The sequence below is a fragment of the Salinicola sp. MIT1003 genome (assembly GCF_001858555.1).
Lineage (GTDB): Bacteria > Pseudomonadota > Gammaproteobacteria > Pseudomonadales > Halomonadaceae > Salinicola > Salinicola salarius.
On sequence record NZ_MCAP01000001.1, the window covers coordinates 87,343 to 112,860 of the forward strand.

At 62.7% G+C, this 25,518-nt stretch carries 22 protein-coding genes; 11 read left to right on the forward strand and 11 right to left on the reverse strand.

Annotation, left to right across the window (positions count from 1 at the left end; genetic code table 11):
• Positions 1–17: 17 nt before the first annotated feature.
• Complete coding sequence (locus BC443_RS00380) at positions 18–1,481, reverse strand: catalase (protein ID WP_071229849.1); 1,464 nt, start codon at positions 1,479–1,481, stop codon at positions 18–20.
• A 626-nt stretch (positions 1,482–2,107) separates the two neighbouring features.
• Between BC443_RS00380 and BC443_RS00385 the strand changes: the two genes are divergently transcribed.
• The 4 genes from BC443_RS00385 to cyoD are packed head-to-tail and all read left to right on the forward strand — an operon-like array spanning position 2,108 to position 6,199.
• Complete coding sequence (locus BC443_RS00385) at positions 2,108–3,094, forward strand: hypothetical protein (protein WP_083387121.1); 987 nt, start codon at positions 2,108–2,110, stop codon at positions 3,092–3,094.
• Positions 3,091–5,196, forward strand: a complete 2,106-nt coding sequence (locus BC443_RS00390) for a cbb3-type cytochrome c oxidase subunit I (protein WP_071229851.1) — start codon at positions 3,091–3,093, stop codon at positions 5,194–5,196. Before BC443_RS00385 ends, BC443_RS00390 begins: the two co-directional genes overlap by 4 nt.
• Positions 5,193–5,855 (forward strand): cytochrome c oxidase subunit 3, encoded by a 663-nt coding sequence (locus BC443_RS00395; protein WP_071229852.1) that lies wholly within the window; start codon positions 5,193–5,195, stop codon positions 5,853–5,855. The genes BC443_RS00390 and BC443_RS00395 overlap by 4 nt, the downstream gene beginning before the upstream one ends.
• The gene (gene cyoD, locus BC443_RS00400) at positions 5,852–6,199 is read left to right on the forward strand and encodes a cytochrome o ubiquinol oxidase subunit IV (RefSeq protein ID WP_071229853.1); all 348 of its coding nucleotides are present in this window, start codon (positions 5,852–5,854) and stop codon (positions 6,197–6,199) included. Before BC443_RS00395 ends, cyoD begins: the two co-directional genes overlap by 4 nt.
• A gap of 102 nt (positions 6,200–6,301) precedes the next feature.
• Here the strand turns inward: cyoD and BC443_RS00405 are convergent, their stop codons facing one another.
• Complete coding sequence (locus BC443_RS00405; RefSeq protein WP_282097183.1) at positions 6,302–6,706, reverse strand: transcriptional regulator; 405 nt, start codon at positions 6,704–6,706, stop codon at positions 6,302–6,304.
• A 242-nt stretch (positions 6,707–6,948) separates the two neighbouring features.
• Here BC443_RS00405 and BC443_RS00410 point away from each other — a divergent pair, with 242 nt between their 5' ends.
• Complete coding sequence (locus BC443_RS00410; RefSeq protein ID WP_071229855.1) at positions 6,949–8,700, forward strand: sensor domain-containing phosphodiesterase; 1,752 nt, start codon at positions 6,949–6,951, stop codon at positions 8,698–8,700.
• Positions 8,701–8,720: 20 nt separating this feature from the next.
• On the opposite strand, the gene BC443_RS00415 is transcribed toward BC443_RS00410, so the two are convergent.
• The 4 genes from BC443_RS00415 to yghU form a co-directional block, all read right to left on the reverse strand.
• A complete protein-coding gene (locus BC443_RS00415) occupies positions 8,721–9,698 on the reverse strand; it encodes a putative RNA methyltransferase (protein ID WP_071229856.1) in 978 nt (325 codons plus the stop codon).
• An 82-nt stretch (positions 9,699–9,780) separates the two neighbouring features.
• Positions 9,781–10,962: an N-methyl-L-tryptophan oxidase gene (gene solA / locus BC443_RS00420; RefSeq protein WP_071229857.1), complete on the reverse strand. Its 1,182-nt coding sequence runs from the start codon at positions 10,960–10,962 to the stop codon at positions 9,781–9,783.
• A 99-nt stretch (positions 10,963–11,061) separates the two neighbouring features.
• Positions 11,062–12,318 (reverse strand): dicarboxylate/amino acid:cation symporter, encoded by a 1,257-nt coding sequence (locus tag BC443_RS00425; RefSeq protein WP_071229858.1) that lies wholly within the window; start codon positions 12,316–12,318, stop codon positions 11,062–11,064.
• A 162-nt stretch (positions 12,319–12,480) separates the two neighbouring features.
• Positions 12,481–13,347, reverse strand: a complete 867-nt coding sequence (gene yghU, locus BC443_RS00430) for a glutathione-dependent disulfide-bond oxidoreductase (RefSeq protein ID WP_071229859.1) — start codon at positions 13,345–13,347, stop codon at positions 12,481–12,483.
• 254 nt (positions 13,348–13,601) lie between these two features.
• Between yghU and BC443_RS00435 the strand changes: the two genes are divergently transcribed.
• Entirely contained in the window at positions 13,602–14,192 is a 591-nt protein-coding gene (locus tag BC443_RS00435; RefSeq protein ID WP_071229860.1) for an NAD(P)H-dependent oxidoreductase, read from the forward strand.
• A gap of 265 nt (positions 14,193–14,457) precedes the next feature.
• Positions 14,458–15,684 carry an MFS transporter gene (locus BC443_RS00440; RefSeq protein WP_071229897.1) on the forward strand — a complete coding sequence of 409 codons (1,227 nt, stop codon included), beginning with the start codon at positions 14,458–14,460 and terminating at the stop codon, positions 15,682–15,684.
• A 7-nt stretch (positions 15,685–15,691) separates the two neighbouring features.
• On the opposite strand, the gene BC443_RS00445 is transcribed toward BC443_RS00440, so the two are convergent.
• Positions 15,692–16,645, reverse strand: a complete 954-nt coding sequence (locus tag BC443_RS00445; protein WP_071229861.1) for a LysR family transcriptional regulator — start codon at positions 16,643–16,645, stop codon at positions 15,692–15,694.
• Positions 16,646–16,754: 109 nt separating this feature from the next.
• On the opposite strand from BC443_RS00445, the gene BC443_RS00450 reads away from it, so the two are divergent.
• Positions 16,755–17,969 carry an MFS transporter gene (locus BC443_RS00450; RefSeq protein ID WP_071229862.1) on the forward strand — a complete coding sequence of 405 codons (1,215 nt, stop codon included), beginning with the start codon at positions 16,755–16,757 and terminating at the stop codon, positions 17,967–17,969.
• An 85-nt stretch (positions 17,970–18,054) separates the two neighbouring features.
• Here the strand turns inward: BC443_RS00450 and BC443_RS00455 are convergent, their stop codons facing one another.
• Positions 18,055–18,795 (reverse strand): SDR family oxidoreductase, encoded by a 741-nt coding sequence (locus BC443_RS00455; protein WP_071229863.1) that lies wholly within the window; start codon positions 18,793–18,795, stop codon positions 18,055–18,057.
• A gap of 167 nt (positions 18,796–18,962) precedes the next feature.
• On the opposite strand from BC443_RS00455, the gene BC443_RS00460 reads away from it, so the two are divergent.
• Positions 18,963–19,883, forward strand: coding sequence for a LysR family transcriptional regulator (locus BC443_RS00460; protein WP_071229864.1), 921 nt, complete (start codon positions 18,963–18,965; stop codon positions 19,881–19,883).
• Positions 19,884–19,886: 3 nt separating this feature from the next.
• Here BC443_RS00460 and BC443_RS00465 read toward each other — a convergent pair whose 3' ends face one another.
• Positions 19,887–20,834, reverse strand: coding sequence for a LysR family transcriptional regulator (locus tag BC443_RS00465; RefSeq protein WP_071229865.1), 948 nt, complete (start codon positions 20,832–20,834; stop codon positions 19,887–19,889).
• 252 nt (positions 20,835–21,086) lie between these two features.
• Here BC443_RS00465 and BC443_RS00470 point away from each other — a divergent pair, with 252 nt between their 5' ends.
• Positions 21,087–22,586, forward strand: coding sequence for a CoA-acylating methylmalonate-semialdehyde dehydrogenase (locus BC443_RS00470; protein WP_071229866.1), 1,500 nt, complete (start codon positions 21,087–21,089; stop codon positions 22,584–22,586).
• Between the two features lie 48 nt (positions 22,587–22,634).
• Entirely contained in the window at positions 22,635–23,924 is a 1,290-nt protein-coding gene (locus tag BC443_RS00475; RefSeq protein WP_247643181.1) for an aspartate aminotransferase family protein, read from the forward strand.
• Here the strand turns inward: BC443_RS00475 and tmpT are convergent.
• Positions 23,899–24,597: a thiopurine S-methyltransferase gene (tmpT, locus tag BC443_RS00480; protein ID WP_071229868.1), complete on the reverse strand. Its 699-nt coding sequence runs from the start codon at positions 24,595–24,597 to the stop codon at positions 23,899–23,901. The two genes, BC443_RS00475 and tmpT, sit on opposite strands and share 26 nt — an antisense overlap.
• A gap of 211 nt (positions 24,598–24,808) precedes the next feature.
• On the reverse strand, positions 24,809–25,279 hold the full coding sequence (locus BC443_RS00485; protein WP_071229869.1) for a hypothetical protein: 471 nt from the start codon (positions 25,277–25,279) through the stop codon (positions 24,809–24,811).
• Positions 25,280–25,518 lie beyond the last annotated feature (239 nt).

The window sequence follows — 25,518 nt, forward strand, 5'->3', positions numbered from 1 at the left end:
ATATCGTCAGGCCATCATCACTTCCCGCGGTTGGCCTTGACGCCTTCCTCGATACGACGGCCGATGGTCTCGTCGATGTTGCGCCAGTACTCGAACACGCGCGAGAGTACCGGCTCTTCGACACCGTTGGAAACGTGGCCGACGACGTTGCTGACCAGGCGGTCTCGGGCCGCGTCGTCCATCACCTTGTTGATCAGGTCGTTGGCCTGGCTGAAATCGTCGTCCGCCGGACGCAGCGTGTAGGCCGTGCGGACGAATTCGCCATCCGCCGACCAGACCGCGTCTTCCGGATAACGGGCGGAATCGGCCTTGGGCCCGCCCTTGCTGTTGGGCGCATAGACCGGATCGCTGGCATTTCGCATGCGCATCGCGCCGCCCTTGCCATAGCTGTTGACCGGCGACTTGGGCGTATTGACCGGGATGTGCTTGTAGTTCACCCCGAGACGTGCGCGGTGCGCATCGGCATAGGAGATGGAGCGTGCCAGCAGCATCTTGTCCGGAGAGAGTCCCGTACCGGGAACCATGTTGTTGGGTTCGAAGGCGGCCTGCTCGATCTGGGCATGGAAATCTTCCGGGTTGCGATCCAGCGTCATCTTGCCGACTTCCATCAGCGGATAGTCGCTGTGCGGCCAGACCTTGGTCAGGTCGAACGGGTTGAGACGATAAGTCTTGGCATCCTCGAACGGCATGATCTGCACGTGTAGCGTCCAGGTCGGATAGTCGCCCCGCTTGATCGCGTTGAACAGGTCGCGGCGGTGGTAGTCGGCATCGCTACCGGCCATCTGGTCCGCCTGCTCCTGGGTCATACACTTGATGCCCTGGTCGGTCTTGAAATGATACTTGACCCAGAAGCGCTCGCCCTCGGCGTTGACCCACATGTAGGTATGGCTGGAGTAGCCATTCATGTGACGCCAGGTGGCAGGCACACCACGATCGCCCATCAGCCAGGTCACCTGGTGGGCCGTTTCCGGCGCCAGAGTCCAGAAGTCCCACTGCATGTCGTGATCGCGCAGGCCATTGTCGGCACGACGCTTCTGGGAATGGATGAAGTGCTGGAACTTCATCGGATCGCGAACGAAGAAGACGGGGGTATTGTTACCCACCATGTCGAAGTTGCCTTCCTCGGTATAGAACTTGAGCGCGAAGCCGCGCGGGTCGCGCCAGGTATCCGGGCTGCCGGATTCACCGGCAACGGTCGAGAAGCGCGCGACCATCTCGGTCTTCTTGCCCGGCTGCAGGAATTTGGCCTTGGTATACCGGCTGACGTCATGCGTCACTTCGAAATGGCCGAAAGCACCGCCGCCCTTGGCGTGCGGCTGACGATCCGGAATCATTTCACGGTTGAATGCCGCCATCTGTTCCATCAGATAATGATCGTGAAGCACGATCGGGCCATCAGGGCCGACGGAAAGCGCATTCTCTTCGCTCGCTACCGGAATACCGGCCTCTGTCGTCGTCGGTTTGCGATTGTCGCTAGTCACAGGCTATCTCCGTTATCTTCATCACGCGGCATTCATTGCCACGCTAATCGTGTATCTGGCGATTCGCACTGCCGATTCTATCGGTCGCTTGGCCCTGGGTTTGGCGCATCGCCTCTACCTTCGACTCCCCTGCGCGGAACCTCTATCGTCGAAGCATCACAACACAGGTTAATGTCAGGTATAAATAGTGATTGCTGTTCTGTCCACCAAGCCAATCGGCCCGATCGCCCCATCGTCGCGTCAAGACCTCGCGTGAATTTATCCGGAAGCCTCGCCTTCCCGTCGCAAAGGCCCGGCTCTGTTGACATTGACGATAGTCAATAGCTAATCGGCTCTATCCACCGATAGGCAGAGAAAATCAAAACGATGGAAAAATTCCATCATCAAGAAGCATACGACGTTCTTGATACCGCTCCTGAAGCCATTAAATCGCTTTCTCCACCCTATAAATCGATCTAATCCACCGCATGGCTAAATTACATCAATGCCGGGACCGTAAATCGTTTCTATAGTTAAGGTTCGTCACACCATTCACCAAGCATTACGGCGCATTCACGGAGCATGGCGTGAAAGGAATCATCGACTCGTTCGTCCCTCTCGGTCGAGGTGGGACAATACTCTTCGTCATGGCATTGCTCTCGGGTTGTAGCCATTCTCTGCCGGGATTCATGAACCCTCAGGGGCCGATCGCCGAGGCACAGAAGCACCATTTCTGGTTCGTGGTGTTCGTCACATTGATCGTGGTATTACCGGTGATCATCCAGACCCCGATCATCCTCTGGCGCTACCGTTACCGCGGCAATGCGGTCTATCGACCGCATTGGGCCATGTCGCGCTGGCTGGATATCGCCATGTGGGGCGTGCCGTTCGTGGTCGTCATCGTGCTGGCCGTCGTGCTCTGGCGAGAAACCCATCAGCTCGATCCCTACCGCCCGCTCGATTCCGACAAGCAGCCATTGCAGGTTCAAGTGGTGGGTTTCGACTGGAAGTGGCTTTTCATCTATCCCGAACAAGGCATTGCCAGCATGGGTCAACTGGTATTGCCGGTAGATCGCCCTATCGCGTTTCAACTGACGTCGGCCACCGTGCTGCAGTCATTTTTCATCCCGGCGCTCGGCAGCCAGATCGACGTCATGAACCGCATGGTCACGAAGCTTCATCTTCAAGCCGACAATACGGGACGCTTCCAGGGCAAGAACATGCAGTACAACGGCAGTGGCTTTCATCGTCAGCGCTTCATGACCCAAGTCGTCGACGATGCGCAATTCGATGATTTCGTCGCTCATGCTCGACGTGACGGCTATCGGCTCGACCGGCAACGCTTCAACCAATTGAACGAAAAAAGCGATGCCACCGATTTCGCTGGCATGCTGGGAATCGAGAACTATCAGCATGGCGATCTCATGGCATTTTCGCCCATTCCGTCGCGACTCTTCGACGCCATCGCCCACCACGCACCGATCGACTGGACGTCACTGACGATATCGCCACCCCAAAATCGCAAAATCATGGACGAACGGATGCCACCCTCGAACGCTACCCCCGCGCCCCCTGATGCCGAGGAAAACACTCACGATGAAGCTGACGACAACGGCGGGGAGAAGGCAACGTGAGCGATATCTGGAACTTTGTCTTCGGTCGCCTGGGCTGGGATGCCCTGCCCTTCTGGGAGGCTGTTCGCGACCCGACGACCTTCAATATCATCAACGGCATCATTGCCGGCGGAGCCGCTGGAATGGTCGTGCTGGGCGTGCTCGGCGCCGTGATCCTGGTGACCTGGCTGGGCAAGTGGAAATATCTGTGGTCGGAATGGCTGACCAGTCCGGACCACAAGAAAATCGGGATCATGTTCATCGTCATCGCCATGGTCATGCTCTCTCGCGCGATAATCGAAGCGGCATTCATGCGCGCGCAGCAGGCAGTCGGGCTGGACGGGGGCTTTCTGTCGCCCGAACACTTCGGCGAGTTCTTCACGACTCACGGCACGATCATGATCTTCTTCATGGCGATGCCGTTCCTGACCGGCATCATCAATTACGTCATGCCGCTGCAGATCGGCGCCCGTGATCTGTCGTTTCCGGTCATGAATCAGATCAGCCTTGGCCTTACCGCAGCGGGCGCGGCGATCGTGATGATTTCACTGGTGCTGGCGCCATTCTCCACCGGCGGCTGGAGTGGCTATCCCCCTTATACGGAACTGTCCTACAGCCCAGATGCCGGGGTCGACTACTGGATTTGGGCGGTGACGCTATCCACGCTCTCCTCGACGCTGACCGGCATCAATTTCGCGGTGACGATCTATAAAAAGCGCGCGCCCGGCATGAAGCTATTTCGTATGCCGCTGTTTACCTGGACCGCGCTGAGCACCGCCATCCTGATGATCTTCGGCATGCCGCCGCTGACGGTCGCCACTGCCCTGCTGGCACTGGATCGCTATCTCGATTTTCACATGTTCACCAGTGATCTGGGTGGCAACATGATGAACTACATCAACCTTTTCTGGGCCTTCGGTCATCCCGAAGTCTACATTCTGATTCTGACGCCATTCGGTATCTATTCCGAGGTATTTTCGACTTTTTCAGGAAAACGACTCTACGGCTATACCCTGCTCGTGATCGCGACCATATGTATCGCCTTCCTCTCGTTTACCGTCTGGCTCCACCATTTCTTCACCATGGGGCAGAGCGCCGCCATCAATGCCGTCTTCGGCATCGCGACGATGCTGATCGGCATCCCGACCGGTGTAAAAGTGTACGACTGGATGCTGACCATGTATCGCGGACGAGTCAGACTATCGGCTCCCATGATCTACGCCGTCGGATTCATCATGCTGTTCGTGATCGGCGGTTTGACCGGCATCATTCTCGCCACCCCGAGCGTCGATTATCAAGTGCACAACTCGCTGTTCCTGATCGCTCATTTTCACAACATGCTGATTCCCGGAACGCTCTTCGGCATGCTGGCGGCTACCAATTTCTGGTTCCCCAAGGCCTTCGGCTTCCGTCTGGAAAAACGCTGGGGACGACGTGCCGCCTACTGTTGGGTCATCGGTTTCATGCTGGCGTTCTTCCCGCTTTATGCGCTCGGCGTACTGGGCATGCCGCGCCGCTCGCTGACCTTCTTCGAGCCCGCGTACCTGCCCTGGACCATTGCCGCCGGTTGCGGCGCGATCGTCATTCTCTTTGCCATGCTGTTCTTGCTGATCCAGCTCTGGGTGAGCGTCCGAGACCGCCATCATAACAACGTCTTTGTCGGCGATCCGTGGGATGGACGGAGCCTCGAATGGGCGACCAGTTCACCACCGCCGGAATACAACTTCCCGGTCATCCCCGAAGTGTTCAGCCGCGACGCCTTCATGGCCGAGAAAGAGCAAGGCAAGGCGTATCAGATACCGGACGAGTTCCCCGATATCGAAATGCCCGCCAACAGCGCCATGGGCGTGATCATCGCGGTGACCGGTACGGCGATGGCGTTTGGTCTGACCTGGTACATGTGGTGGCTGGTGATTCTCGCGGCGATGGTCACGCTGGTCGCCATCATTGCACGCGGCTACGTGCGCAAGACCACGCGCACCATACCCGGCGACGAAGTTCGCCGCACGCACCTGGCCTGGATCGAATGCGTGCGCCGAACGACGCCGGTCGACCGTTCGAAAGAGCAGACGAGGGAAAACCGGGGGCTCCCCGTGCCGCCCGTGGAAGGAGCCGTTCAATGACGACGATCACGAAGCCAAACGACGGCCACGCCAATCGGACGCCGCACCGCGTGCATCATCCCGGCCTCAATCTCGGGCCAGCCCATCAAGAGAGCGAGGATACTCGCGAAGAGATGGTGTTCGGATTCTGGGTGTTCATGATGAGCGACCTGATTATCTTCGGCCTGCTCTTCGCGACCTACGTCACCATGCTAGGCGGTACTGCCGGAGGCCCCGGCCCCAGTGACTTGTTCGAACTCAAGAGCGCCTTCATCGAAACGATGTTGCTGCTGACCAGCAGCTTCACGTTCGGCATGGCATCGCTGGCGCTGAAATATCGCAGCGACCGGAAGGTCCTCGTCATCTGGCTACTGGTGACGCTGCTGCTGGGCCTCGGCTTTCTCGCCCATGAACTCTACGACTTCCACAAGATGTTTACCGAAGGCGGCGTGCCCAGCCGAAGCGGCTTTCTCTCGGCGTTCTTCTCGCTGGTGCCCTTGCATGGCCTTCACGTCATCGGGGCCTGTATCTGGTTGATTGCCCTGCTCGGCCAGATTGCCGTGCATGGGCTCGACCCACCCACCAAGACCGGCCTGATGCGGCTGGCCATTCTCTGGCACTTTCTGGACGTGGTCTGGATCGGCATCTTTTCGCTGGTGTATCTGGGAGGCATCGTATGAGCCATCGCCAACTTTCCGAGCAGGAAGCGCGTGAGAAATCCAGCGAGTTGCGCAGCTATCTCTGGGGGTTCGGGCTGGCACTGATCCTGACGCTGATTCCGTTCGGCCTGGCGGCCTATACGCAGATGGCAGCAGGAACGCTCTATCTCGTCATTGCCGGCTGCGCCGTGATCCAGATCGTGGTGCACTTCCGCTTCTTCCTGCACATTACGCTGGCCAGGAACAAGCGTGAGGATCTGCAGTTGATCCTGTTTACCGTCCTGATCCTGGCCATCATGGTTGGCGGTACGCTGTGGATTCTATTCAACCTCTATTATCGGATGATGCCCGACATGTTGCCCTGATCCGATGGATCGATCGTGGCCAGGCCGTCCGTGGCGACGATCGATCCCGGACCGGCTTCCCGTAGCGCCTCGGGCACGAAAGGCGCCAGCCATTGATGGGTATCAGCTCGACTCCTGTGAACCGCCTGGCTGCAGATCGTTTGCCCTGGCGAACGCCAGAATCACTTGCCGCAAGACCTGACGCTGCTCCTCTGGCAGATTACGGTAGATCCGCAGCACCTCGTCTTCCTCGCCATTGACGGGTACGATCCAGGTCGCCTGCATGGGGGCGTGAGCCTGCGAAGTCTGTTCACCGTAACGCAAGACCTGCGGCTCGATGCTCAACCATCTCGCCAGTACCTGCAGCTTGTCCTGCGAGGGTATCGAGTCGCCTCGCAACCACCGACGGACCGCCTGGAAAGTGATCGGCGATCCCCAGTAGCGCAAGTTGAACTCACGCTCCAGCACTGAAGGCCGCGGTTCATACCCAGCGGCGGTAAGCGCCGCCTTTAGGCGCAACGCGAACATGCTTTTTTCATCCATGGATTGAATTTGAACTATTTGTTCAATTTCCGTTGAACCATAGTTCAAATTTGTATTGAATTATTAATTCAACCCCCTATCGAATTTTGGAGTCGATAGTAGCCGTTGGGTCGCAGTCTCACTAGAAAATGCTCGTTGAATGCCACAGGGATGGGGCGAGGTAAAAGGCTTTGATGAGGTGCCACGCCGTGAACCTGGATTGCTACGAAACATGGCGCCAAGACGTCATGGACCAAACAAGACAAATCGACGCACTGACCGAAGAATGGCTCGACCGGGTACGCTGGATCGCCAGGCAGCATTACAAGGTAACGGATGCCTGTTTCACCCTGGTGGGTAGCGATCAGCAATGGTGCAGGAACAGCGACGGGTCGGTATCGACCGATATCCCGAATGCCCTGTCGCCCAACCATCACACCCTGCGCCACAACGAACTTTTCGTCATCGAGGATGCCTCGCTTCATCCCGAGTTCGCCAGCCATCCCCAGGTCGTCGGATCGCCCCATTGGCGCTTCTATGCCGGCGTGCCCGTGCGCGACATCGAGGGATCCTGCATAGGTACGCTCTGTCTCCTGCATACGTCGCCGATTCCGGCTCGGACGCTGGATTTCGAGATGCTTCATGTCCTTGCCCACCAGATCGAGGACGAGATCGGCCGTTACCTGCTGACCCAACGTCCGCCAGGGCTGACGCCCGATCAGATCGACACCCTGACCGGCCTGCCCGATCGGGGTCTGCTCCAGAAGCTGATGAAAGAAGAGCTGGCACTTGCCAGGCAATCCCAGGGCAACCTTTCGGTCTGTCTGATCAATCTGGACGGGTTCAAGAGCATCAACGAATCGCACGGCAACGCCGCCGGTAACGCCGTGCTGCAGGTCATCGCCGAACGCCTGCGCGATGCCGTGCGTCGCAAGGACGTGGTGACGTATCTGGGAGGGGACGAATTCGCCATCATTCTGCGCGACGTGCTGAAGCCAGCGATCAGTCAACGCATTCTCGATCAGATCCGTATGCCCGTCCAGACAGAGGAGCACGTCCATAGCCTTACCGCCAGCATGGGCATTACCTGCTACCCCGATGACGAAGCGGATGCGGATGCGTTGCTACACCATGCCTACCAGGCCATGTACTCGGCCAAGGAGTCGGGCAAGAACGGGTACTGCTATTTCGATCTCAAACTTCATCACTTTCGTCGCGAGCGCCTGGCCACCGCCCGCAAGGTCCGTCTGGCGCTGTCGCAGCAACAGCTGGAACTCTTCTATCAACCGAAGATCGACTACCATTTCGACACGGTGACGGCATTCGAAGGGTTGCTGCGCTGGCGCCTGCCCTCGGGCAAGATTCTGCCGCCGGGCTGCTTTCTCCCGCAGATAGAGCACACCTGGCTCGACATCGAGATAGGCAAATACGTCATCGACAAGGCAGTGACGGCTATCGAAGAGATCATGCGGCGTGGCCTGCCCTATTCGGTCAGTGTCAACGTCAACCCATCCAGTTTTCTGGATAGCGGCTTTGTCGACCATTTGCACCGCACCCTCTCGCACCACGATAGGAATTTCGTGGAGCGGCTCACGCTGGAAATCCTGGAAAGCACCTCGCCGCAGGAAGACATGGAAGCCATTGCCGCCAATATCCAGACTTGCCTCCGGCTCGGCCTGCAGCTATCGCTGGATGATTTCGGCACCGGTCAATCGTCGCTGAGTTACCTACGCACCTTCCCCACCCAGAAGGTCAAGATCGACCGCTCCTTCGTGATGGGAATGCTCGACAACCCCGAGGACGAAGCCATTGTCGCGGCGATCATCGGTCTGTCGAAGAGCTTCAATCGGCAGTCCATTGCGGAGGGGGTAGAGAATGGCTCGATCGAGGCGCATCTCAAGGATCTCGGCTGCGACATAGGGCAGGGCTTCTACTACAGCCCCGCCCTACCTTTCGACGAGGCTCTTCAATGGGCGGAGAATTACCAACGGCGACACTGAACCACTCCTGAATGGCCGGATCAGGTGTGCGCAGAATCGACTCCCGACGGTGTGGTCTCCCGGTTACCAGCCCCTCGCGCGAACCGCGTCAAGCGCACATCGACGGTCACGGTAAGCGCTTCCAGCGCCTCCGCCCTGGCCCGGCCTTCGGCACTGGCGCGGTAGAGGTGCGGCGTCATCGCCAACAAATCGGCAATGGCCTGCGGCTCCTCCAGCGCCAACGAATAACGGATCGTCTCCACGTCTTGCCGCACCAGCCCCTCGGGCACCGCTGCCGATCGCTCGCGCTCCGGTTTCAGGCTGGGGTAGATGATCTCGCGCAACTCGCGAAGATGGTCCGGCCCGGCATCGGCCTGGATCAGCACCCCACCCGGCTCGAGCACGCGAACGAATTCCGGATAGACCGGGAAGCCGAACAGACACAGCACGCAGTCCAGCGAACCATCCTGTATCGGAAGATTGGCGTTGCTGCCCACCATCCAACTGGCACGCTCTTCTCGCCCATGTGTCGAAACTTGTCGACCGGCTGCGCTTTCCGGCGTCTCGGCGTCTTTGTCCTGCCTGGCAGCAGACGATATCGCTCGCTCTTGCTTGGCAGCAGACAGCACCGCCCACTTGGAGATATCCAGGCCCAACAGTGACAAGACGGCATCGGGGGCGCTCGCCGCCAGCCGACGCAGGTAATACCCCTCGCCGCAGCCGGCATCCAGGCAGCGAAACGCGTCGCCGGCGGGTCGTTCCGCCAGGGCAAGACGCGATACCGCCTCGGCGATGGGCTGGTAATGGCCCGCATTCAGAAAGCGCTGGCGTGCCGCCACCATCGCCTTGCTGTCCCCCGGATCGCGGGAACGCTTGTGCTGGACGGGCAGCAGGTGGGTATAGCCCTGCCGCGCGATATCGAAACTGTGACCGGCCGCGCAGCGCCACGTCTGGCCCTGGCGATGCAGCGGGTCTCCGTCCAGCGGACAGGCCAGCGCGGAAAAAGGAATGAAGGACATGGTGCCACCACTTGCTCGTGAAGCCCGCCAGTTTACGCGAAATCCATCATCGCTCGAGGCCTCGGCGCTTCAGAACGAACGACTACGACAGCGGGCCCTGGCTGTCGCGCCCCGATAGCCTGCTCATCCCGAACCCTGCCAGCTCCGGCGCAGCGCGACCGCTCGTCAGCCAGCGACCCAGCGACTCCCCCATGGCGCTGGCGAACTTGAAGCCGTGGCCGGAGAAGCCGCCGGCCACGATCAGGCCGGGGAGCAGCTCATCGATCAGAAAGTGCTCGTCCGGGGTGCGGATATATTGGCAGACAGCGCCATGACGCAACGTACCGACGCCCGGCAGATAGCGGTCGATCACCTGCTGGAGCTCGGCGATATCCTCGGGATGTTCGCCAAACGGCGCCATCGGCTCGCCCGGCGCCAGAACCTGGCCGCTGTCGTGGCGGCCGATCTTGAACCCGGCGCCCTTGATGTCAGGGAAGCCATAGTAGATGCCGAGCTCGTCGTCGGTCAGGCTGAAGCCGGGGAAGCGCTCCGGGGCATAGCGGTCGTCGGCCTCGAACCAGGCGAACGTCTTGCGCACCCGCGTCAGTGGCAGTTCGATCCCGAGCTCGGCCAAAAGCGGCGCTACGTGCTGCCCTGCGGAGACCAGCAATCTGTCGGCGCTGAATCGCCGCCCGTCAGCACAGGTCGCCGCATAACCGCCCTGCTCCAGAGGTTCCAGGCGCACGACACGAGCATCCGATGTCAGCGTCACGTTGGCACTTCGTTCGACTCGCTGCCGCCAGCACTCGATGATCCGCTCGACCCGCAGCACACCGGCGCGCGACTCGAAACCGCCACGCATCGAGGCATCGAGTTGCCATCCCGGCCAGCGCTCGGATGCCGCCGAGCCATCCATGCCCTCCAGCGGCAGACCGTACTGCCGCGCACTGGCTTCGACCTGCTGGATGAACGGCGCCGAAGCCGGGCCGAGATTGAGCACGCCGGTGGGCAGAAACAACGATTCGCCCGTTTCCCGTTCGAGCTCGCGCCAGCGCTCCAGCGCACGCAGAGCCAGCGAGACATAGCCGCTGCCCTCGCCGTAGGCCAGGCGAATCAACCGGGTTTCACCGTGATGCGCCCCCTGATCGTGGGGCGGGCGATGAGCATCGAGCACCCTCACCACGTGGCCACCGGCGCCGGAATGGGCGGCCAGGTAATCCGCCGCCGCCAGCCCCATGCTGCCGCCACCGATGATCAGATAGTTCGTATGTGTCTCGGAATACATTCCATAATCTCTGCAATCGGCCCTTGAAATCGGTCTCTACAATCGGACCTGTAACCGGTTCCTGCAATCGAGCCCTGCGACCCGTCTCTGCAACCGATATCAGGCCGACGAGCCTTCGCCCGGTTGCGACGCTGTCCGCTCGGCTTCGCCCTCGCTCCGGGCAATCACGGCGGTTCCCGTCAGGTCGCCGGTGACGTTGAGCGCGGTACAGCCCATGCCGACCAGCGCGTCGATCGAGGTCAGCAGCGCCACGGTTTCGATGGGCAGCCCGACCTGAGCGAAGACCGTCGCGATCATCACGATACCGGCACCGGGCACGCCCGCCGTGCCGATGGAGGTCAATGTGCCGATCAGCACGATTTCGACCATGGTCATGAAATCCAGCGGCATGCCGACCACGTTGGCCGCGAATACCGCCGAGATCGCGATCCGGATTGCCGCGCCGTCCATGTTGATCGTCGCGCCGAGCGGCAGGCTGAAGCCGTAAAGACTCCGAGAAATACCCAACCGCTGTGCCGCGTTCAGCGTCAGCGGCAACGTGCCGGTACTGCTCTGGGTCGCGAAGGCCGTTGCCATCGGCGTGCGCGCCTCACGGAAGAACGCTTTCAAGCGCACCCCGAACGCCTTCATCAATACGCAATAGAGAACCAGATGCATGGCCAGCGCGAGATAGAGCACGATCACCATGGTGCCCAACGACAGAATGGTATCCATGCCCTGTCTGGCCACGGTTCCCGCGACGATGGCGAACACCCCGATGGGCACGTACTGCAGCACGCCCGCCATCACCTTCATGGTCACCGCGTTCAAGCCTTCGATGACGCCGTAGAGCTTCTCGCCCAGCTCGCCCTGGCCCTCGCTGTGGCGCATCTTCAGCAGCGCGATGCCGAACACGAAAGCGGTAAAGATGATCCCCAGCAGGTTGGGTTCGGCGAGCGCGCCGACGATATTGTCCGGTACGATGCTCAACAGCACGCTGACGAGGCCCGGGTTTTCCGGCACGTCGACACTGGCGCCGTCGTCCAGCGTCATGCCGCTGCCCGGCGAGAACAGCGACGCCACCGCCAGCCCGACCACGATCGCCATGGCTGAGGACGCCACGTAATAACCAAACACCTTGCCACCGATGCGTCCCATGCGGCCGAGATCGGCCTGATTGATGCCCACGATCAAGGTGAACAGCACGATCGGCACGATCAGAAACTGCAGCAATCGCAGCAGCAGATCGCCGAACGGCGCCAGCCAGCCCGCGACCGTCTCACCACCGATCAATCCGACCACCACGCCGAGAACCAGCGCGATGGTCACGCGCAGGATTAGCGAAGCGTCGAGGTAGCCTCGAAATAGCGTTTTCATGGATATGCCCTATCGCAAGCAGTAGGCGTCATGGCTCTGCCGGATCTTCTCTTCATGACCAAAGCTAAAGCTCATGACCAAAGATAAAGCTCATGACCAAAGCTAAAGCCTAACGCAAAAAGCCCGGCACGTAGCCGGGCTCCGGGCGGCAAATGCGCGATATCAACCGCCGATCTTGTCCTGCGTTCGTGTTTCGAAGTCGCTGGCGTCGTGGCGTTCGTGAAGCTGGGTTTCCGGCTCGCCGAAGGTACGGTTGACCATGCGGCCGCGCTGCACGGCCGGGCGGGCGTCGATCTCCCTGGCCCAGCGCTGGACGTTCTCGTAGCTCTCCACGTCCAGGAACTCCGCGGCCTCGTACAGCCGTCCCAGCACCAGTTGCCCATACCAGGACCAGGTGGCGATGTCGGCGATGGTGTACTCGTCGCCCGCCAGGTAGCGTGATTCGGCCAGCCGCCGGTCGAGCACATCGAGCTGCCGCTTGGCTTCCATGGTGAAGCGATCGATGGCGTATTCGATCTTCTCCGGCGCATACGCATAGAAGTGGCCGAAGCCGCCCCCCAGATACGGTGCGCTGCCCATCTGCCAGAACAGCCAGTTCATGGTCTCGACCCGCTTGGCCGGATCGGTCGGCAGGAAGGCCCCGAACTTCTCGGCCAGGTGCAGCAGGATCGAGCCGGACTCGAACACGCGAACCGGCTTGTCGCCGCTGTAATCCATCAGCGCCGGAATCTTGGAATTCGGGTTGACCTCGACGAAGCCGCTGCCGAACTGATCGCCGTCGCCGATATTGATCAGCCAGGCGTCGTACTCGGCGTCCTTGCCCAGCGCCAGCAGCTCCTCGAACATGACCCCGGCCTTGACCCCGTTGGGCGTGGCCAGCGAGTAGAGCTGGAACGGATGCTTGCCGACCGGCAGCGCCTTGTCGTGGGTCGGCCCGGCGACAGGACGGTTGATGCTGGCGAACTTTCCGCCGCTCTCCTTATTGGGCGTCCAGACTTTCGGCGGAACGTACTCGTTTTGCTGGCTCATGAAGTTTTCCTCTCGATGAAGACTCGGCACCGTATGACGAAAAAACGCATGGCGAGTCGTAAGGGTTACCAGGGAAGGTAGCGTGTTAAGGATTATCTTGCGACCCCTCGAGCAAAAACCAACCTCTCGGCCGCTGTCATCCGATTCCGCCGAAGGCGATGTCCGGATGCAGCCACCATCGCTCGCCGACTTTTCATTCAGAGCCTAATCTGACGGAATCCGTCAATGCCGTTGTCTGCTTCAAGGAGCTACTCATGACCGATCGCATCCTGGTGTTCTACGGTTCCTACCGATCCGACCGCGCCGGTATCCGCCTGGCCGACTATGCGGTGCGTACGCTCGCTGCGCGCGGCATCGACGCCGAACTGATCGATGCCAGGGCAATCGATCTTCCCATGCTGGATCGCATGTACAAGGAGTATCCCGAGGGCGAGGCGCCGGAGGCGATGGAAGCCCTGGCCGGCAAGATCCGCGAGGCGGACGGCTTCGTCTTCGTCACCGGCGAATACAACTGGGGCATGCAACCGGGGCTCAAGAACCTGACCGACCACTTCCTGGAAGAGTGGTTCTGGCGGCCGGCCGGGATCGTCAGCTACTCGGCCGGCCGCCTCGGTGGCGCCCACGCCAACATGGCCTGGCGCGGCACGCTGGCCGAAATGGGCATGGTGGTGATCTCCAGCACGGTCGCCGTCGGGCAGATCGGCAAGACGCTGGATGAAAGTGGCACGCCTCTCGGCGATGCCGGTGCCTCCTTCGAGCGTGCTTTCGGCCGGTTTGCCGACGACCTGGCCTGGTGGACCGAGGCGGGCAAACGCCAGCGTGGGCATCGCGCACCGCCCTTCTAGAGCCCGTCCTTCTCGCCCTCCTCGCAGGTCGACGCGCTACACTAGAGAACAGCACTCGCCCGTGACGGCGGGCGACCCCGGCCAGGAACCCCGGCCGGCTTCGGCTTCATGGACAAGGAACCTTCGAACTTCGCATGACGACGATTTTTCCCACAACGCCTGTCTTCGCAACGACGATCTCGATAACGCCTGTCTTCGCAACGACGGTCTCGATAACGACCTTGCCCACGATAGTCGTGCCCCGCCGCGGGCCATGCCGCGCATCATGAGCGATACCCGCCTCTTCCGCTCGCTGCGACTCTACAACTATCGGGTCTGGGCCATCGGCGCGCTGGTCTCCAATATCGGCACCTGGATGCAGCGCGTCGCCCAGGACTGGCTGGTGTTGACCATTCTCACCGACCACAATGCCAGCGCCGTGGGCATCACCATGGCGCTGCAGTTCGGCCCGCAGTTGGTGCTGTTGCCGTTCACCGGCTACGCGGCGGATCGCTTCGACCGCCGCAGGCTGATCATGCTGACCCAGGCGCTGCTGGGCCTGCTGGCGCTGGGGCTCGGCCTGGTCACGGTGACCGGCGTGGTGACGCTGTGGCAGGTCTATGCGTTCGCGCTCGGACTCGGCTGCGTGACTGCCTTCGACGGCCCCGCCCGCCAGGTGTTCGTCAACGATCTGGTCGGCGAGCGCTATCTCGCCAATGCCGTCGCCCTCAACTCGACCTCATTCAACAGCGCGCGGATGATCGGCCCGGCGGTAGCCGGCGTGCTGATCGCCGCCATCGGCACCGGCTGGGTATTTCTCGTCAACGCGGTCTCCTTCGCGGCAGTGCTCGGTTCGCTGTTCCTGCTGAGGACCGATCAGCTCTATACGTCGCTCAGGTCGGGCCGGCGCGCCGGCGGCCTGCTGGAAGGCTTTCGCTACGTGTGGAGACGCCCCGACCTGAAAGCGATGATGGTCATGCTGTTTCTGATCGGCACCTTCGGTTTCAACTTCCCGATCTATATCTCCACCATGTCGGTCACCGTGTTTCACGGCGGCGCCGACCAGTATGGCCTTCTGACCTCGGCACTGGCGGTCGGCTCGGTGGGCGGCGCGCTCATGGCCGCCCGTCGCGAACGACCCAACCTGCCGCTGCTGGCGGTATCGACGCTCGCCTTCGGCGTCTTCTGCACGCTGGCCGGCGTCGCGCCCAACGTCATCGTGTTCGCCGCGATGCTGACGATGACCGGGTTCTCGGCGCTGACCTTCAATACGGCGTCCAACGCGCTGATGCAGTTGACCACCGATCCCGCCATGCGCGGCCGCGTGATGGCGCTGCGCATGGCGGTGATCATGGGAGGCACACCGCTCGGCGCCCCGATCGTCGGCTGGCTGGCCGACCATGCCGGGCCGCGCTGGGCGATGATGGTGGCCGCCGCCTCCGGCCTGATCGCGGCGACCGTGGCCACAAGGCTGATCCTGCACGAAAGGCGGCGTCAGGCATCCACCGGCTAGCGGTACTTCACCGGGCGGCGGGCGGGCTCTCCCGGCGCATCGTCATGCCCGACATGCCGGGGGCCTGCTCGCGCATCAGCTCGATGAAGCGACGCAGGCGCGGCGGGTAGTCCTCGGCGTAGGGATAGACCAGATAGACCGGCAGCGGCGACGGATACCAGCTCGGCACCAGCTGGACCAGACGCTTCTCTTCCAGATCGTCGGCAACCCGCCAGGCCGAGACGATGGCGGCGCCGAAGCCCGAAACCGCGAGCCGACGGATGGCTGCCAGATTGTCGGTACTTACCCGCGGGGTTATGGCGAAGTGCTGTTCGCGACCGTCGACGGCGTGCGTCAGCGAGACGCGATCGCGGTAGAAGGTGCGCAGCGCCAGCCAGGGTAGCGAAGCCACGGCATCGATATCGTCGATCTCGATCCCGGCGACGACCTCCGGCGCGGCCACCACGATACGCGGCACCTCCGCTACGGGCACGGCGACGACCGCCGGGTCCTCTACCTTGCCGACACGAATCACGCAGTCGATACCTTCGGCGATGAAGTCCGGATAGCGATCGTGCAGCAGCCACTCGACACTGACCTCCGGGCAGTCTCGAAGATAGGATTCCAGCAGTTCCAGCAGCTGCTCCTGGCCGAAGGCATGCGGCACCAGCACCCGCAGCCTGCCGCGCGGCGTCTCGGTCAATCCCTGCAGGTCCTGGGCCATCGAATCCCAGCGCTCGCACACGCCCTGGGCATGGCGAAAGCAGCGCTCGCCGTCATCGGTGAGGCTGAGACGATGGGTCGAGCGTTGCACCAGCCGCAGCCCCAGCATGCTCTCCAGCGCCTTGAGTCGCCGGCTGACGGTGGGCTGGCTCACGTCCAGGCGCTGGGCGGCGGCGGACAGACTGCCGGTTTCGACGATACGCATGAAGGTCTGCAACAGTTCGAGGCGATCGGCGGAGCCAAAGCGGGCGTCATCCATGGCGTGTCATTCATCCTGTGCATAGGCGTTGTGCGAATCACGCTACTACACGCGATGGTCATACACCATCAGAATGCACGACATCCCAAAACCGCATCAGGAACTCGTCATGAACTGCGCTTCGAACGCGACGGCGCCGCCCGCGCTCCCCCGCCGGCTGATACTACTGCTGGCGACCAGCGCCGGGCTCAGCGTCGCCTCGCTCTACTACGTGCAACCGCTGCTCGGCATTCTGGCGGCGGATATCGACATCGATGCCCGCACGGCCGGCCTGATCCCGACGCTGACCCAGCTCGGCTACGCCCTGGGCATTCTGCTGCTGATCCCGCTGGGCGACCGGGTGGATCGCCGCCGTCTGATCGTGATCAAGGCCATTCTGCTGGCCCTGGCACTGCTGGCGACCGCGCTGGCGCCGTCGATCGCTACCCTGCTGGTCGCGAGCCTCGCCGTCGGCCTGACCGCGACCATCGCGCAGGACATCGTGCCCGCCGCCGCCGTGCTGGCCGCCGATCGCGAGCGCGGCAAGGTCGTCGGCACCGTCATGACCGGCCTGCTGCTGGGCATTTTGCTGTCGCGTGTCGTCAGCGGCCTGGTCGCCGAAGCGTTCGGCTGGCGCGCCATGTTCCTCATCGCCATGGGGCTGATCATGCTCATCAGCGTGGCGCTGTGGCGCGGCCTGCCCCGGTTCGAACCGACCTCGCGACTCAGCTATCGCGCCCTGCTGGCGACGCTGTACCACCTGTGGCGCGATCAGCCGGAACTGCGCCGCGCCGCCACGGCGCAGGCGCTGCTCTCGGTCGCCTTCAGCGCCTTCTGGTCGACCCTTTCGATCCACCTGCTCGAGAGTTACCAGCTCGGAAGCGCGGTCTCCGGCGCGTTCGGGCTGGCCGGCGCCGCCGGTGCACTTGCCGCTCCGCTCGCCGGTCGCATGGCCGATCGCAGCGGCCCGCATCAGGTCACCCGCATCGGCAGTGCGATCGTGGTGCTCTTCTTCCTGGCGATGGCGGCCGAATCCTGGCTGCCCGCGCCGCTGGCCTTGGGGCTGATCGTGATTGGCGCGCTGGGCTTCGATTTCGGCATCCAGGCCACGCTCGTCTCCCACCAGACCCTGATCTACGGACTCGACCCCGCCGCCCGCAGCCGTCTCAACGCAGTGATGTTCACGCTGATCTTCATCGGCATGGCGGCGGGCTCGGCACTGGGAAGCTTGCTGCTCGGCACGTGGGGCTGGCCGGGCGTGATCGCGCTGGCGACCCTGTCGGCGCTGGGCGCGTTCCTGATCCGCCTGCTCGACCGGACGCCGACGCTGGCCGCGCAGCGCTGACGCTCACTACACGGCAGCAGGCCACCGGGCGCCGCCGGTTTCGTACCGGCGGCGTCTCGGCATCTCCTTTCCCGGGGGCCAGGCGTCACACCATGCCGCCATTGGCGCGCAGGATCTGGCCATTGACCCAGCGGCCCTGCGGTCCGGCCAGGAACGAAATGACATCGGCGATCTCCTCCGGCTGGCCCAGGCGTTCGAACGGCGCCAGGTTGGCGATCGACTGGATCTGCTCCTCGCTCTTGCCCTCGAAGAACAGCTCCGTCCCCACCGGGCCGGGCGCCACGCCATTGACGGCGATATTGCGGCCCCGAAGCTCGTTGGCGAGCACCTTGACCAGCCCTTCGACTCCGGCCTTGCTGGCAATGTAGGCGCCATACCCCGGGAAGGACTTGCCCAGCACCGAAGAGGACAACGCGATGATGCGACCGCCTTCGCCCAGGCTCTCGGCGGCTTTCGCCATTACCAGCCAGCTGCCGCGCAGGTTGATCTCGAGCGTCCGGTCGAGAATCGCGACGTTGTCGCTGGTCATCTTCGCCATCTGCATCATGCCAGCGTTGTTGACCACGACATCGAGCCGGCCGAAGGTCGCCAGCGTCTGCTCGAACAGGCGCGCCACGGCGTCAGCATCGGCGATATCGGCCTGGACCGCCAGGGCGCGACCACCCTTGGCTTCGACGTCCGCCACGACCTCCTCGGCCAGCGCCGTGTTGCCAGCGTAGTTGACCACCACGGCGAAACCATCGGCGGCCAGTTGCAGGGCGATGGCACGGCCGATGCCGCGAGAGGCGCCGGTAACCAGCGCGACTTTCTGTTCAGTACTCGTCATGAGTCGACTCCTTGTCTCATTCGATGGATCGGCAGGTGCGAAGCGAGTGCCCGGCGAACAATGCCTTGTCGTCGCCTCCACCAGCCCAGCGAGAGGCAGTATTGGCGTTTCCATGAGCTGAATAAATCGACTAATCTGCCAACACTATTCAGCCCAGGCGAACAATAATGGACCGGTTCGATTCGATGACGCTCTTCGTGCGGATCGTGGAAAGCGGCAGTTTCACGCGCGCGGCCAATGCGCTGGATATTCCCCGCGCCACGGCGACGCTGGCGATTCAGCAACTGGAAACTCGCCTCGGTGTGAGGCTGCTGGAGCGAACCACACGTCAGGTTCGGCCGACACCGGAGGGCGAAGCCTTTCACGAACGCTGTGTCCACCTGCTGGCGGAACTCGAGGATGCCGAATCCATCCTGCAGCCGGTTGCGGACAACCCACGAGGCGTATTGCGTGTCGAACTGCATGGCACGCACGCCAGTCGAATCGTTCTGCCCCGGCTCGATGCCTTCCATGCGCGCTATCCCGCGCTGGAGCTGATCATCACGACGGGAGATCGACGGGTCGACCTGGTCGGCGAAGGTATCGATTGCGCGTTGCGCAGCGGCGAACCCGAGGATTCCAGCCTGGTCGCACGGCGGCTGGCGACACTCGAGCAGGTCATCTGTGCGAGCCCGGCCTACCTGGAACGCATGGGTATACCGCGCACACCCGACTCGCTCCGCGACCATCACGGCGTTCACTTTGTCTCCGGGTTCAAGGCTCCGGACAGGACTCTCGATCTGATCGTCGATGGCGAAAAGCGGGCCTTTACTACCGGTGGCTGGCTGACCGTCAACGATGCCGAAAGCTACGTGGCAGCAGCTCGGGCGGGCTTCGGGCTGATTCAACTCCCCCGCTTCAGCCTGGCGCCCCATCTGGCCAGCGGCGAGCTGGTGGAAATCCTGCCCGGGTGGAAGAAACCGGCGCTCCCTCTCCATGCGGTCTACCCGCAGCGACGCCAGCTTTCGCCAAGGGTGCGCGTCTTTCTGGACTGGATCGCCGGTATCTATTGGGAAGCCTTCGGCACGCCCGAAAATCCGAGCCCGTGAACCTCAGCCAGACGCCGGTCCGGCGCGGCGCCATTCGTCCATCAGGTCATCCAGCTCCTCGAAGAAGCTTTCCAGAACCAGGTTGGGCGGGCGACCCTTGCGGGTGATCAGGCAGTAGCTCGTCTCGTAGCCGAAATCGTCGGGGCAGAGCTGCTTCATCTCGCCCTGTTCTACCCAGCGTTGGGCGAAATGGGTCGGCAGGAAGCCGATGTAGCTCCCCGTCAGCACCAGAAAGGCGACGCCTTCCCGGTCGGTGGCCGACGCCATCGGCTTGAGGCTTTCGTACGCTTTCCGGATCTCCGGCGTCTGGGCGTAGGACGGCACGACGGCGTCGTATTCGGCGATCCGATCGGGCCCGGTGGCTCGATCCTCAAACAAAGGATGCCGGCTGCTGCAGTAGAGTGCCGACCGCTCCTCGTAGAGCGGCACGTAATCGAGGCCGGGGATCGCCTTGAGCCTGGGCACGGCGCCGGTGTGCAGGCTGCCTTCGAGAACCGCCATCTCGATATCGCCGGGAGGCGCCATGCGGATGTTGATGTGCACCCTGTCGCCCCTGGCCTTGAGGGCTCTCAACGCCTCAGTGATATGCATGTTGGGCATGGTGACGAGGTTGTCGGTAATGCCGATATTGAGCTCGCCGGTCAATTGGGAATGCAGCCCGTTGACGCGGGTGCGGAAGTCCTCCACCGCCGCCAGCAGCTGCATGGTGGCGTCGAAGACCGCCTGCCCCTCGCTGGTCAGCTGGAAGCCGCTGCGGCCTCGCTGGCAGAGCCGCATGGAGAGCCGCGCCTCCAGGTCGCTCATCGCCATGCTGATGGCGGCCCGGCTGATGTTGAGATCGACCTCCGCCGAGGAGAAGCCGCCGCATTCGACCACCTTGCGAAAAATACGCAGCAGCCGCAGATCGACGTCTCCCAGCTGCCCCATCAGCGTTATCTTGCGTTGACTCATCAGACCCTGGCCCTCGTTACCACCCGCTCGTCACCACCTGCTCGTCACCGCCCGCCGCTCAGCACACAGCCCACGCCGCCGGGAACGGTCGATAAAGTTAAGCGTTCGCTTTAGTGAAATTAAGCATACCGGGATTGTTTGACGCTATCTCCCTGGCTCACTCTTGGCCGAAGGCCGGCCGGGCAATCGCTCGGCGTCGCGCCGCATCCGGGTTTTCCATCGTCGATTGACGAACAAGAGGATCGATGTCACATGTCCGAGCAGCTGACTCACTTCGTCGACGGCAAGCGTGCCGCGCTGGATTCGACGCGCACCAGCCCGATTTTCAATCCGTCCACCGGCCGACAGTCCGGCGAGGTTCTGCTGGCATCGAAAGCGGACACCGAGCGGGTCATCGCCTCGTCGCAGGCCGCGTTCGAGCAGTGGTCGGCTTTTTCCCCGCTCAAGCGCGCCCGGGTGCTGTTCAAGTACAAGGCGCTGCTGGAAACCCATGCCGACGAACTGGCCCGGCTGATTGCGAAGGAGCACGGCAAGGTGCTTTCCGACGCCAGGGGCGAGCTGACCCGCGGGCTCGAGGTGGTCGAGTTCGCGTGCGGCATGCCGCACCTGCAGAAAGGCGAGCATTCGCTCAACGTCGGCCCCGGCATCGATTCGTACTCGATGATGCAGCCGCTGGGCGTGTGTGCCGGCATCACGCCGTTCAACTTCCCCGCCATGGTGCCGCTATGGATGTTCCCGATCGCCATCGCGGCGGGTAACACCTTCGTGCTCAAGCCCTCGGAGAAGGACCCGTCGTCCACCCTGCGCATCGCGGAGCTGTTCAGCGAAGCCGGCCTGCCCGACGGCGTGCTCAACGTCGTCAACGGCGACAAGGAAGCCGTCGATACGCTGCTGACCGATCCGCGGGTCCAGGCCGTCAGCTTCGTCGGCTCCACCCCCATCGCCGAGTACGTCTACGCTACCGCCTCGGCCCACGGCAAGCGGGTACAGGCGCTCGGCGGGGCCAAGAACCACATGGTGATCATGCCGGATGCCGATCTCGATCAGGCCGCGGACGCGCTAATGGGCGCGGCCTACGGCAGTGCCGGCGAACGCTGCATGGCGATCTCGGTCGCCATGCCGGTGGGCGAAAAGACAGCGGAGGCGCTGCGCGAGAAGATCCTTTCCCGACTGGACGAGCTGCGGGTGGGCGAAAGCATCACCGACGGCCCGGATCACGACATGGGGCCGCTGGTCTCCCGCCAGCATCTGGAAAAGGTCAGCGGTTACATCGAACAGGGCATCAACGAAGGCGCCGAGCTGGTGCGGGACGGCCGTCGTCTCGATCACGGCACGGACGGCTTCTTCATCGGCGGCACCCTGTTCGACCACGTCAAGCCCGGCATGCGCATCTACGACGAGGAGATCTTCGGCCCGGTACTGGTCATCGCCCGCGCCGAGAGCTTCGATGCCGCGGTGAAGATGGTCAACGATCACGAGTTCGGCAACGGCACGGCCATCTTCACCCGGGACGGCGACAGCGCCCGCCAGTACTGCGAGCGGATTCAGGTCGGCATGGTCGGCGTCAACGTGCCGATCCCGGTGCCCATGGCGTTCCACAGCTTCGGCGGCTGGAAGCGCTCGCTGTTCGGCGCGCTGCATGTCCACGGCGCGGACGGCGTGCGCTTCTATACCCGCATGAAGACCGTCACCGCCCGCTGGCCATCCGGGCTACGCGAGGCCACCAACCAGTACACCATGCCCACTCTCTGACACGGCGATCCGATCATGACAATCCGCGAAAGCTCGCAAACCGGAAACGTGAACAACGATCACGTCAGAGCGCTGGACCGCGCCGGCGTCTTCCACTCCTGGTCTGCCCAGGGCGCGCTCCAGCCGATGGTGTTCAAGGGCGGCGAGGGGTGCCGCCTGTGGGACTACGACGGTCGCGACTATCTCGACTTCTCGAGCCAACTGGTCAATACCAACATCGGCCATCAGCATCCCCGCGTGATCGAGGCGATCAAGGCCCAGGCCGACGAGCTCGCCACGATCGCCCCCGCTCACGCCAACCTGGCCCGGGGCCGCGCCGCCCGGAAGATCCTCGACCTGGCGCCGACCGGTTTCAGCAAGGTGTTCTTCACCAACGCCGGCGCCGATGCCAACGAGAACGCCATCCGCATGGCACGCGCCGTGACCGGCCGGGAGAAGATCCTCTCTGCCTACCGCTCCTACCATGGCGGCACGGGGTCGGCGATCGCCGCGACCGGCGACTTCCGGCGCGTTCCCAACGAGTTCTCCCGCGGCCACGTCCGGTTCTTCAACCCGTTTCTCTACCGCAGCGAATTCTGGGCCGGTAACGAAGAGGAGGAATGCCAGCGCGCGCTGCACCATCTCCGGCGCGTCATCGAATGCGAGGGGGCGGCGAGCATCGCCGGCCTGCTGCTGGAAACCATCCCCGGCACCGCGGGCGTTCTGGTGCCGCCGCGAGGATATCTCGAGGGCGTCCGGGCGCTGGCCGACGAGTTCGGCATCGTGCTGATCCTGGACGAGGTGATGGCAGGATTCGGCCGCACCGGCAAATGGCTGGCGCTGGAGCATTTCGGCGTGGTACCGGACCTGATCACCTTCGCCAAGGGCGTCAACTCGGGATACGTCCCGGCCGGCGGCGTGATCATCAGCGAGCGCATCGCCAGCCACTTCGACGAGGAGATGTTCTACGGCGGGCTGACCTACTCCGGGCATCCGCTGGCGATGGCCGCGATCTGCGCCACGCTCGAGGTGATGGAACAGGAAGACGTGGTGGGCAACGCGGCCAGCATCGGTGAATCGGTGCTGACGCCGGGGTTGGAGCAGCTTCGGGACAAGCACGACATCATCGGCGACGTGCGCGGCCTGGGCGTCTTTCACGCCATCGAACTCGTCGAGAGCAAGCAGAGCCGCGCCCCGCTGCCGGCCGCCGAAGTGGCCCGGCTCAAGCAGGGGATGATCGACCGCGGGCTGTTGCCGTTCGTGGTCGCCAATCGCATTCATGTGGTGCCGCCATGTATCGTCACCCCGGCCGAAGCCCGGCAAGGGCTCGAGATCATCGACGAGGCGCTGGCGGGATGAAACCCGCGGCCTGGCCAGTCCGTGCCGGCAGCAGTTTCCACGCGACCTCGACGAATCGGGTCACGCCGGCATCGCGGAAGTTGAGCGACGACTGGAGCACGTCCTTTCTCGATAGCATCTCGAGCGTGTAGCGATTGGCGTAGTGCCGTTCGATTTCTTCGGGCAGCACCGGAAACGGCGGGCCATCCTTCTCGGCCGGATCATATTCGAAGGTGATCAGCAGCTGCGGCGCACCACCGGCCAACGCCAGAATCTGCTCGGCGTAGCCGGGCCGCATGGCGGGCGGCAACGCCACCAGCGCGGCGCGGTCATAGATCATGTCGACCGGGCCCATCTCGGCGGCGGTCAATTCGAAGATATCGCCTTGGAAGACGGTCAGCCCCGCATGCTGCCACCGCCGGCCACCGCGCCATTCATCGACCGACGGTTCGACGCCGAGCGCCTCGAACAGCTGCGACACCGCGATCTCGCTCAACTCTGCACCGACGACGCGATGCCCCTGTTCGAGCAGCCAGCCGATATCCAGCGTCTTGCCGCACAGCGGCAGAAAGATTCGCGCGTCGGCCGCCAGCCCGAAGCTCGCCAGATTGCGCTTGAGAATGGGGTGTACGAAGGCGAGATGAAAGCCGAGCTGGTCGTTCTCCCATCGGGCCTGCCAGAATTCGTGTTTCATGCCGTCATCCTCATCGCTCTAAACTATCGCCGCTCGAATCTATCTTCACTCGAATTCATCGCCTGGGCTCGTTTCGTTTGCCCCGGTGTTCTTGCACCGTCTGCTCTTGCTCTCTTGTGCCGCTTGCGTCCTCGTGCCGTTCGTCCTCGTGCTTCGTTGCCCTGGCGGCGCCGCAGATTCAACGTCACCAGCGCCGCATCCGCTCGAAGGCTTACTTCTTCTCTTCTTCGTCGGAACCGAACTTCGCCAGCGCGATCTGCATCCCCTGCACCAGGCAGTAGGTCACCCCTGCCAGAAAGGGCGCCATAACCCAGGGCAGCCATCCTCCCAGCATGCTGGCCGCGAACACGACGCCGAGACCGGCGCCCACCGAGAGGAAATCGGTGGCCGTCCCGACCAGCACCACGTAGGAGCGCTCGGAGTCGTCCGGCCCCTCCGCCTTGAGCAGGGTAACCAGCACATTCAACAGCGATATGCCGGCAACCGCCGACAGGGCGAAGCCGACCAGCTCGAGCGAAGACGGCTTGCCGGCCGCCCCCGAGACGATGCCGTAGCTCACGGTGATCAGGATCGAGAAGCCAAAGGCCTGCGCATTGTCGCGCACCGAAATGCCCAGCCCATGCAGATAGAGCTGCAGCCCCGATATCTCCTTATCGCCGCCGCGCTTTCCAGAGTTGCTCATGGCCGATACTCATGTGAGAGAGGCTTTATGTGAGAGAAACTGCAGGTAAGAGACGCTGTGTGAGGGAGCCGGGTCACCGGGGAAACCGATGACCGGCCTCTTATCTTAAGCCTCCCATCTTAGGCCTCCCATCTCGAGGCGTCGAAACGAGGCCAATCCCTGTCGACGAAAGACGTCGTGATCGAACGAAACCGTCAACGAACGAAACCCTCAACGGGTTGAACCGACAGCGCACGAAC

What these genes read in the sequence shown, in the direction of transcription:
- BC443_RS00385 (WP_083387121.1), top strand. Translation starts at nt 2,108, where the DNA reads ATGGCATTGCTCTCGGGTTGTAGCCATTCTCTGCCGGGATTCATGAAC.
- BC443_RS00395 (WP_071229852.1), top strand. Translation starts at nt 5,193, where the DNA reads ATGACGACGATCACGAAGCCAAACGACGGCCACGCCAATCGGACGCCG.
- cyoD (WP_071229853.1), top strand. Translation starts at nt 5,852, where the DNA reads ATGAGCCATCGCCAACTTTCCGAGCAGGAAGCGCGTGAGAAATCCAGC.
- BC443_RS00405 (WP_282097183.1), bottom strand. Translation starts at nt 6,706, where the DNA reads ATGTTCGCGTTGCGCCTAAAGGCGGCGCTTACCGCCGCTGGGTATGAA.
- BC443_RS00410 (WP_071229855.1), top strand. Translation starts at nt 6,949, where the DNA reads ATGGACCAAACAAGACAAATCGACGCACTGACCGAAGAATGGCTCGAC.
- BC443_RS00415 (WP_071229856.1), bottom strand. Translation starts at nt 9,698, where the DNA reads ATGTCCTTCATTCCTTTTTCCGCGCTGGCCTGTCCGCTGGACGGAGAC.
- solA (WP_071229857.1), bottom strand. Translation starts at nt 10,962, where the DNA reads ATGTATTCCGAGACACATACGAACTATCTGATCATCGGTGGCGGCAGC.
- BC443_RS00425 (WP_071229858.1), bottom strand. Translation starts at nt 12,318, where the DNA reads ATGAAAACGCTATTTCGAGGCTACCTCGACGCTTCGCTAATCCTGCGC.
- yghU (WP_071229859.1), bottom strand. Translation starts at nt 13,347, where the DNA reads ATGAGCCAGCAAAACGAGTACGTTCCGCCGAAAGTCTGGACGCCCAAT.
- BC443_RS00435 (WP_071229860.1), top strand. Translation starts at nt 13,602, where the DNA reads ATGACCGATCGCATCCTGGTGTTCTACGGTTCCTACCGATCCGACCGC.
- BC443_RS00440 (WP_071229897.1), top strand. Translation starts at nt 14,458, where the DNA reads ATGAGCGATACCCGCCTCTTCCGCTCGCTGCGACTCTACAACTATCGG.
- BC443_RS00445 (WP_071229861.1), bottom strand. Translation starts at nt 16,645, where the DNA reads ATGGATGACGCCCGCTTTGGCTCCGCCGATCGCCTCGAACTGTTGCAG.
- BC443_RS00450 (WP_071229862.1), top strand. Translation starts at nt 16,755, where the DNA reads ATGAACTGCGCTTCGAACGCGACGGCGCCGCCCGCGCTCCCCCGCCGG.
- BC443_RS00455 (WP_071229863.1), bottom strand. Translation starts at nt 18,795, where the DNA reads ATGACGAGTACTGAACAGAAAGTCGCGCTGGTTACCGGCGCCTCTCGC.
- BC443_RS00460 (WP_071229864.1), top strand. Translation starts at nt 18,963, where the DNA reads ATGGACCGGTTCGATTCGATGACGCTCTTCGTGCGGATCGTGGAAAGC.
- BC443_RS00465 (WP_071229865.1), bottom strand. Translation starts at nt 20,834, where the DNA reads ATGAGTCAACGCAAGATAACGCTGATGGGGCAGCTGGGAGACGTCGAT.
- BC443_RS00470 (WP_071229866.1), top strand. Translation starts at nt 21,087, where the DNA reads ATGTCCGAGCAGCTGACTCACTTCGTCGACGGCAAGCGTGCCGCGCTG.
- tmpT (WP_071229868.1), bottom strand. Translation starts at nt 24,597, where the DNA reads ATGAAACACGAATTCTGGCAGGCCCGATGGGAGAACGACCAGCTCGGC.
- BC443_RS00485 (WP_071229869.1), bottom strand. Translation starts at nt 25,279, where the DNA reads ATGAGCAACTCTGGAAAGCGCGGCGGCGATAAGGAGATATCGGGGCTG.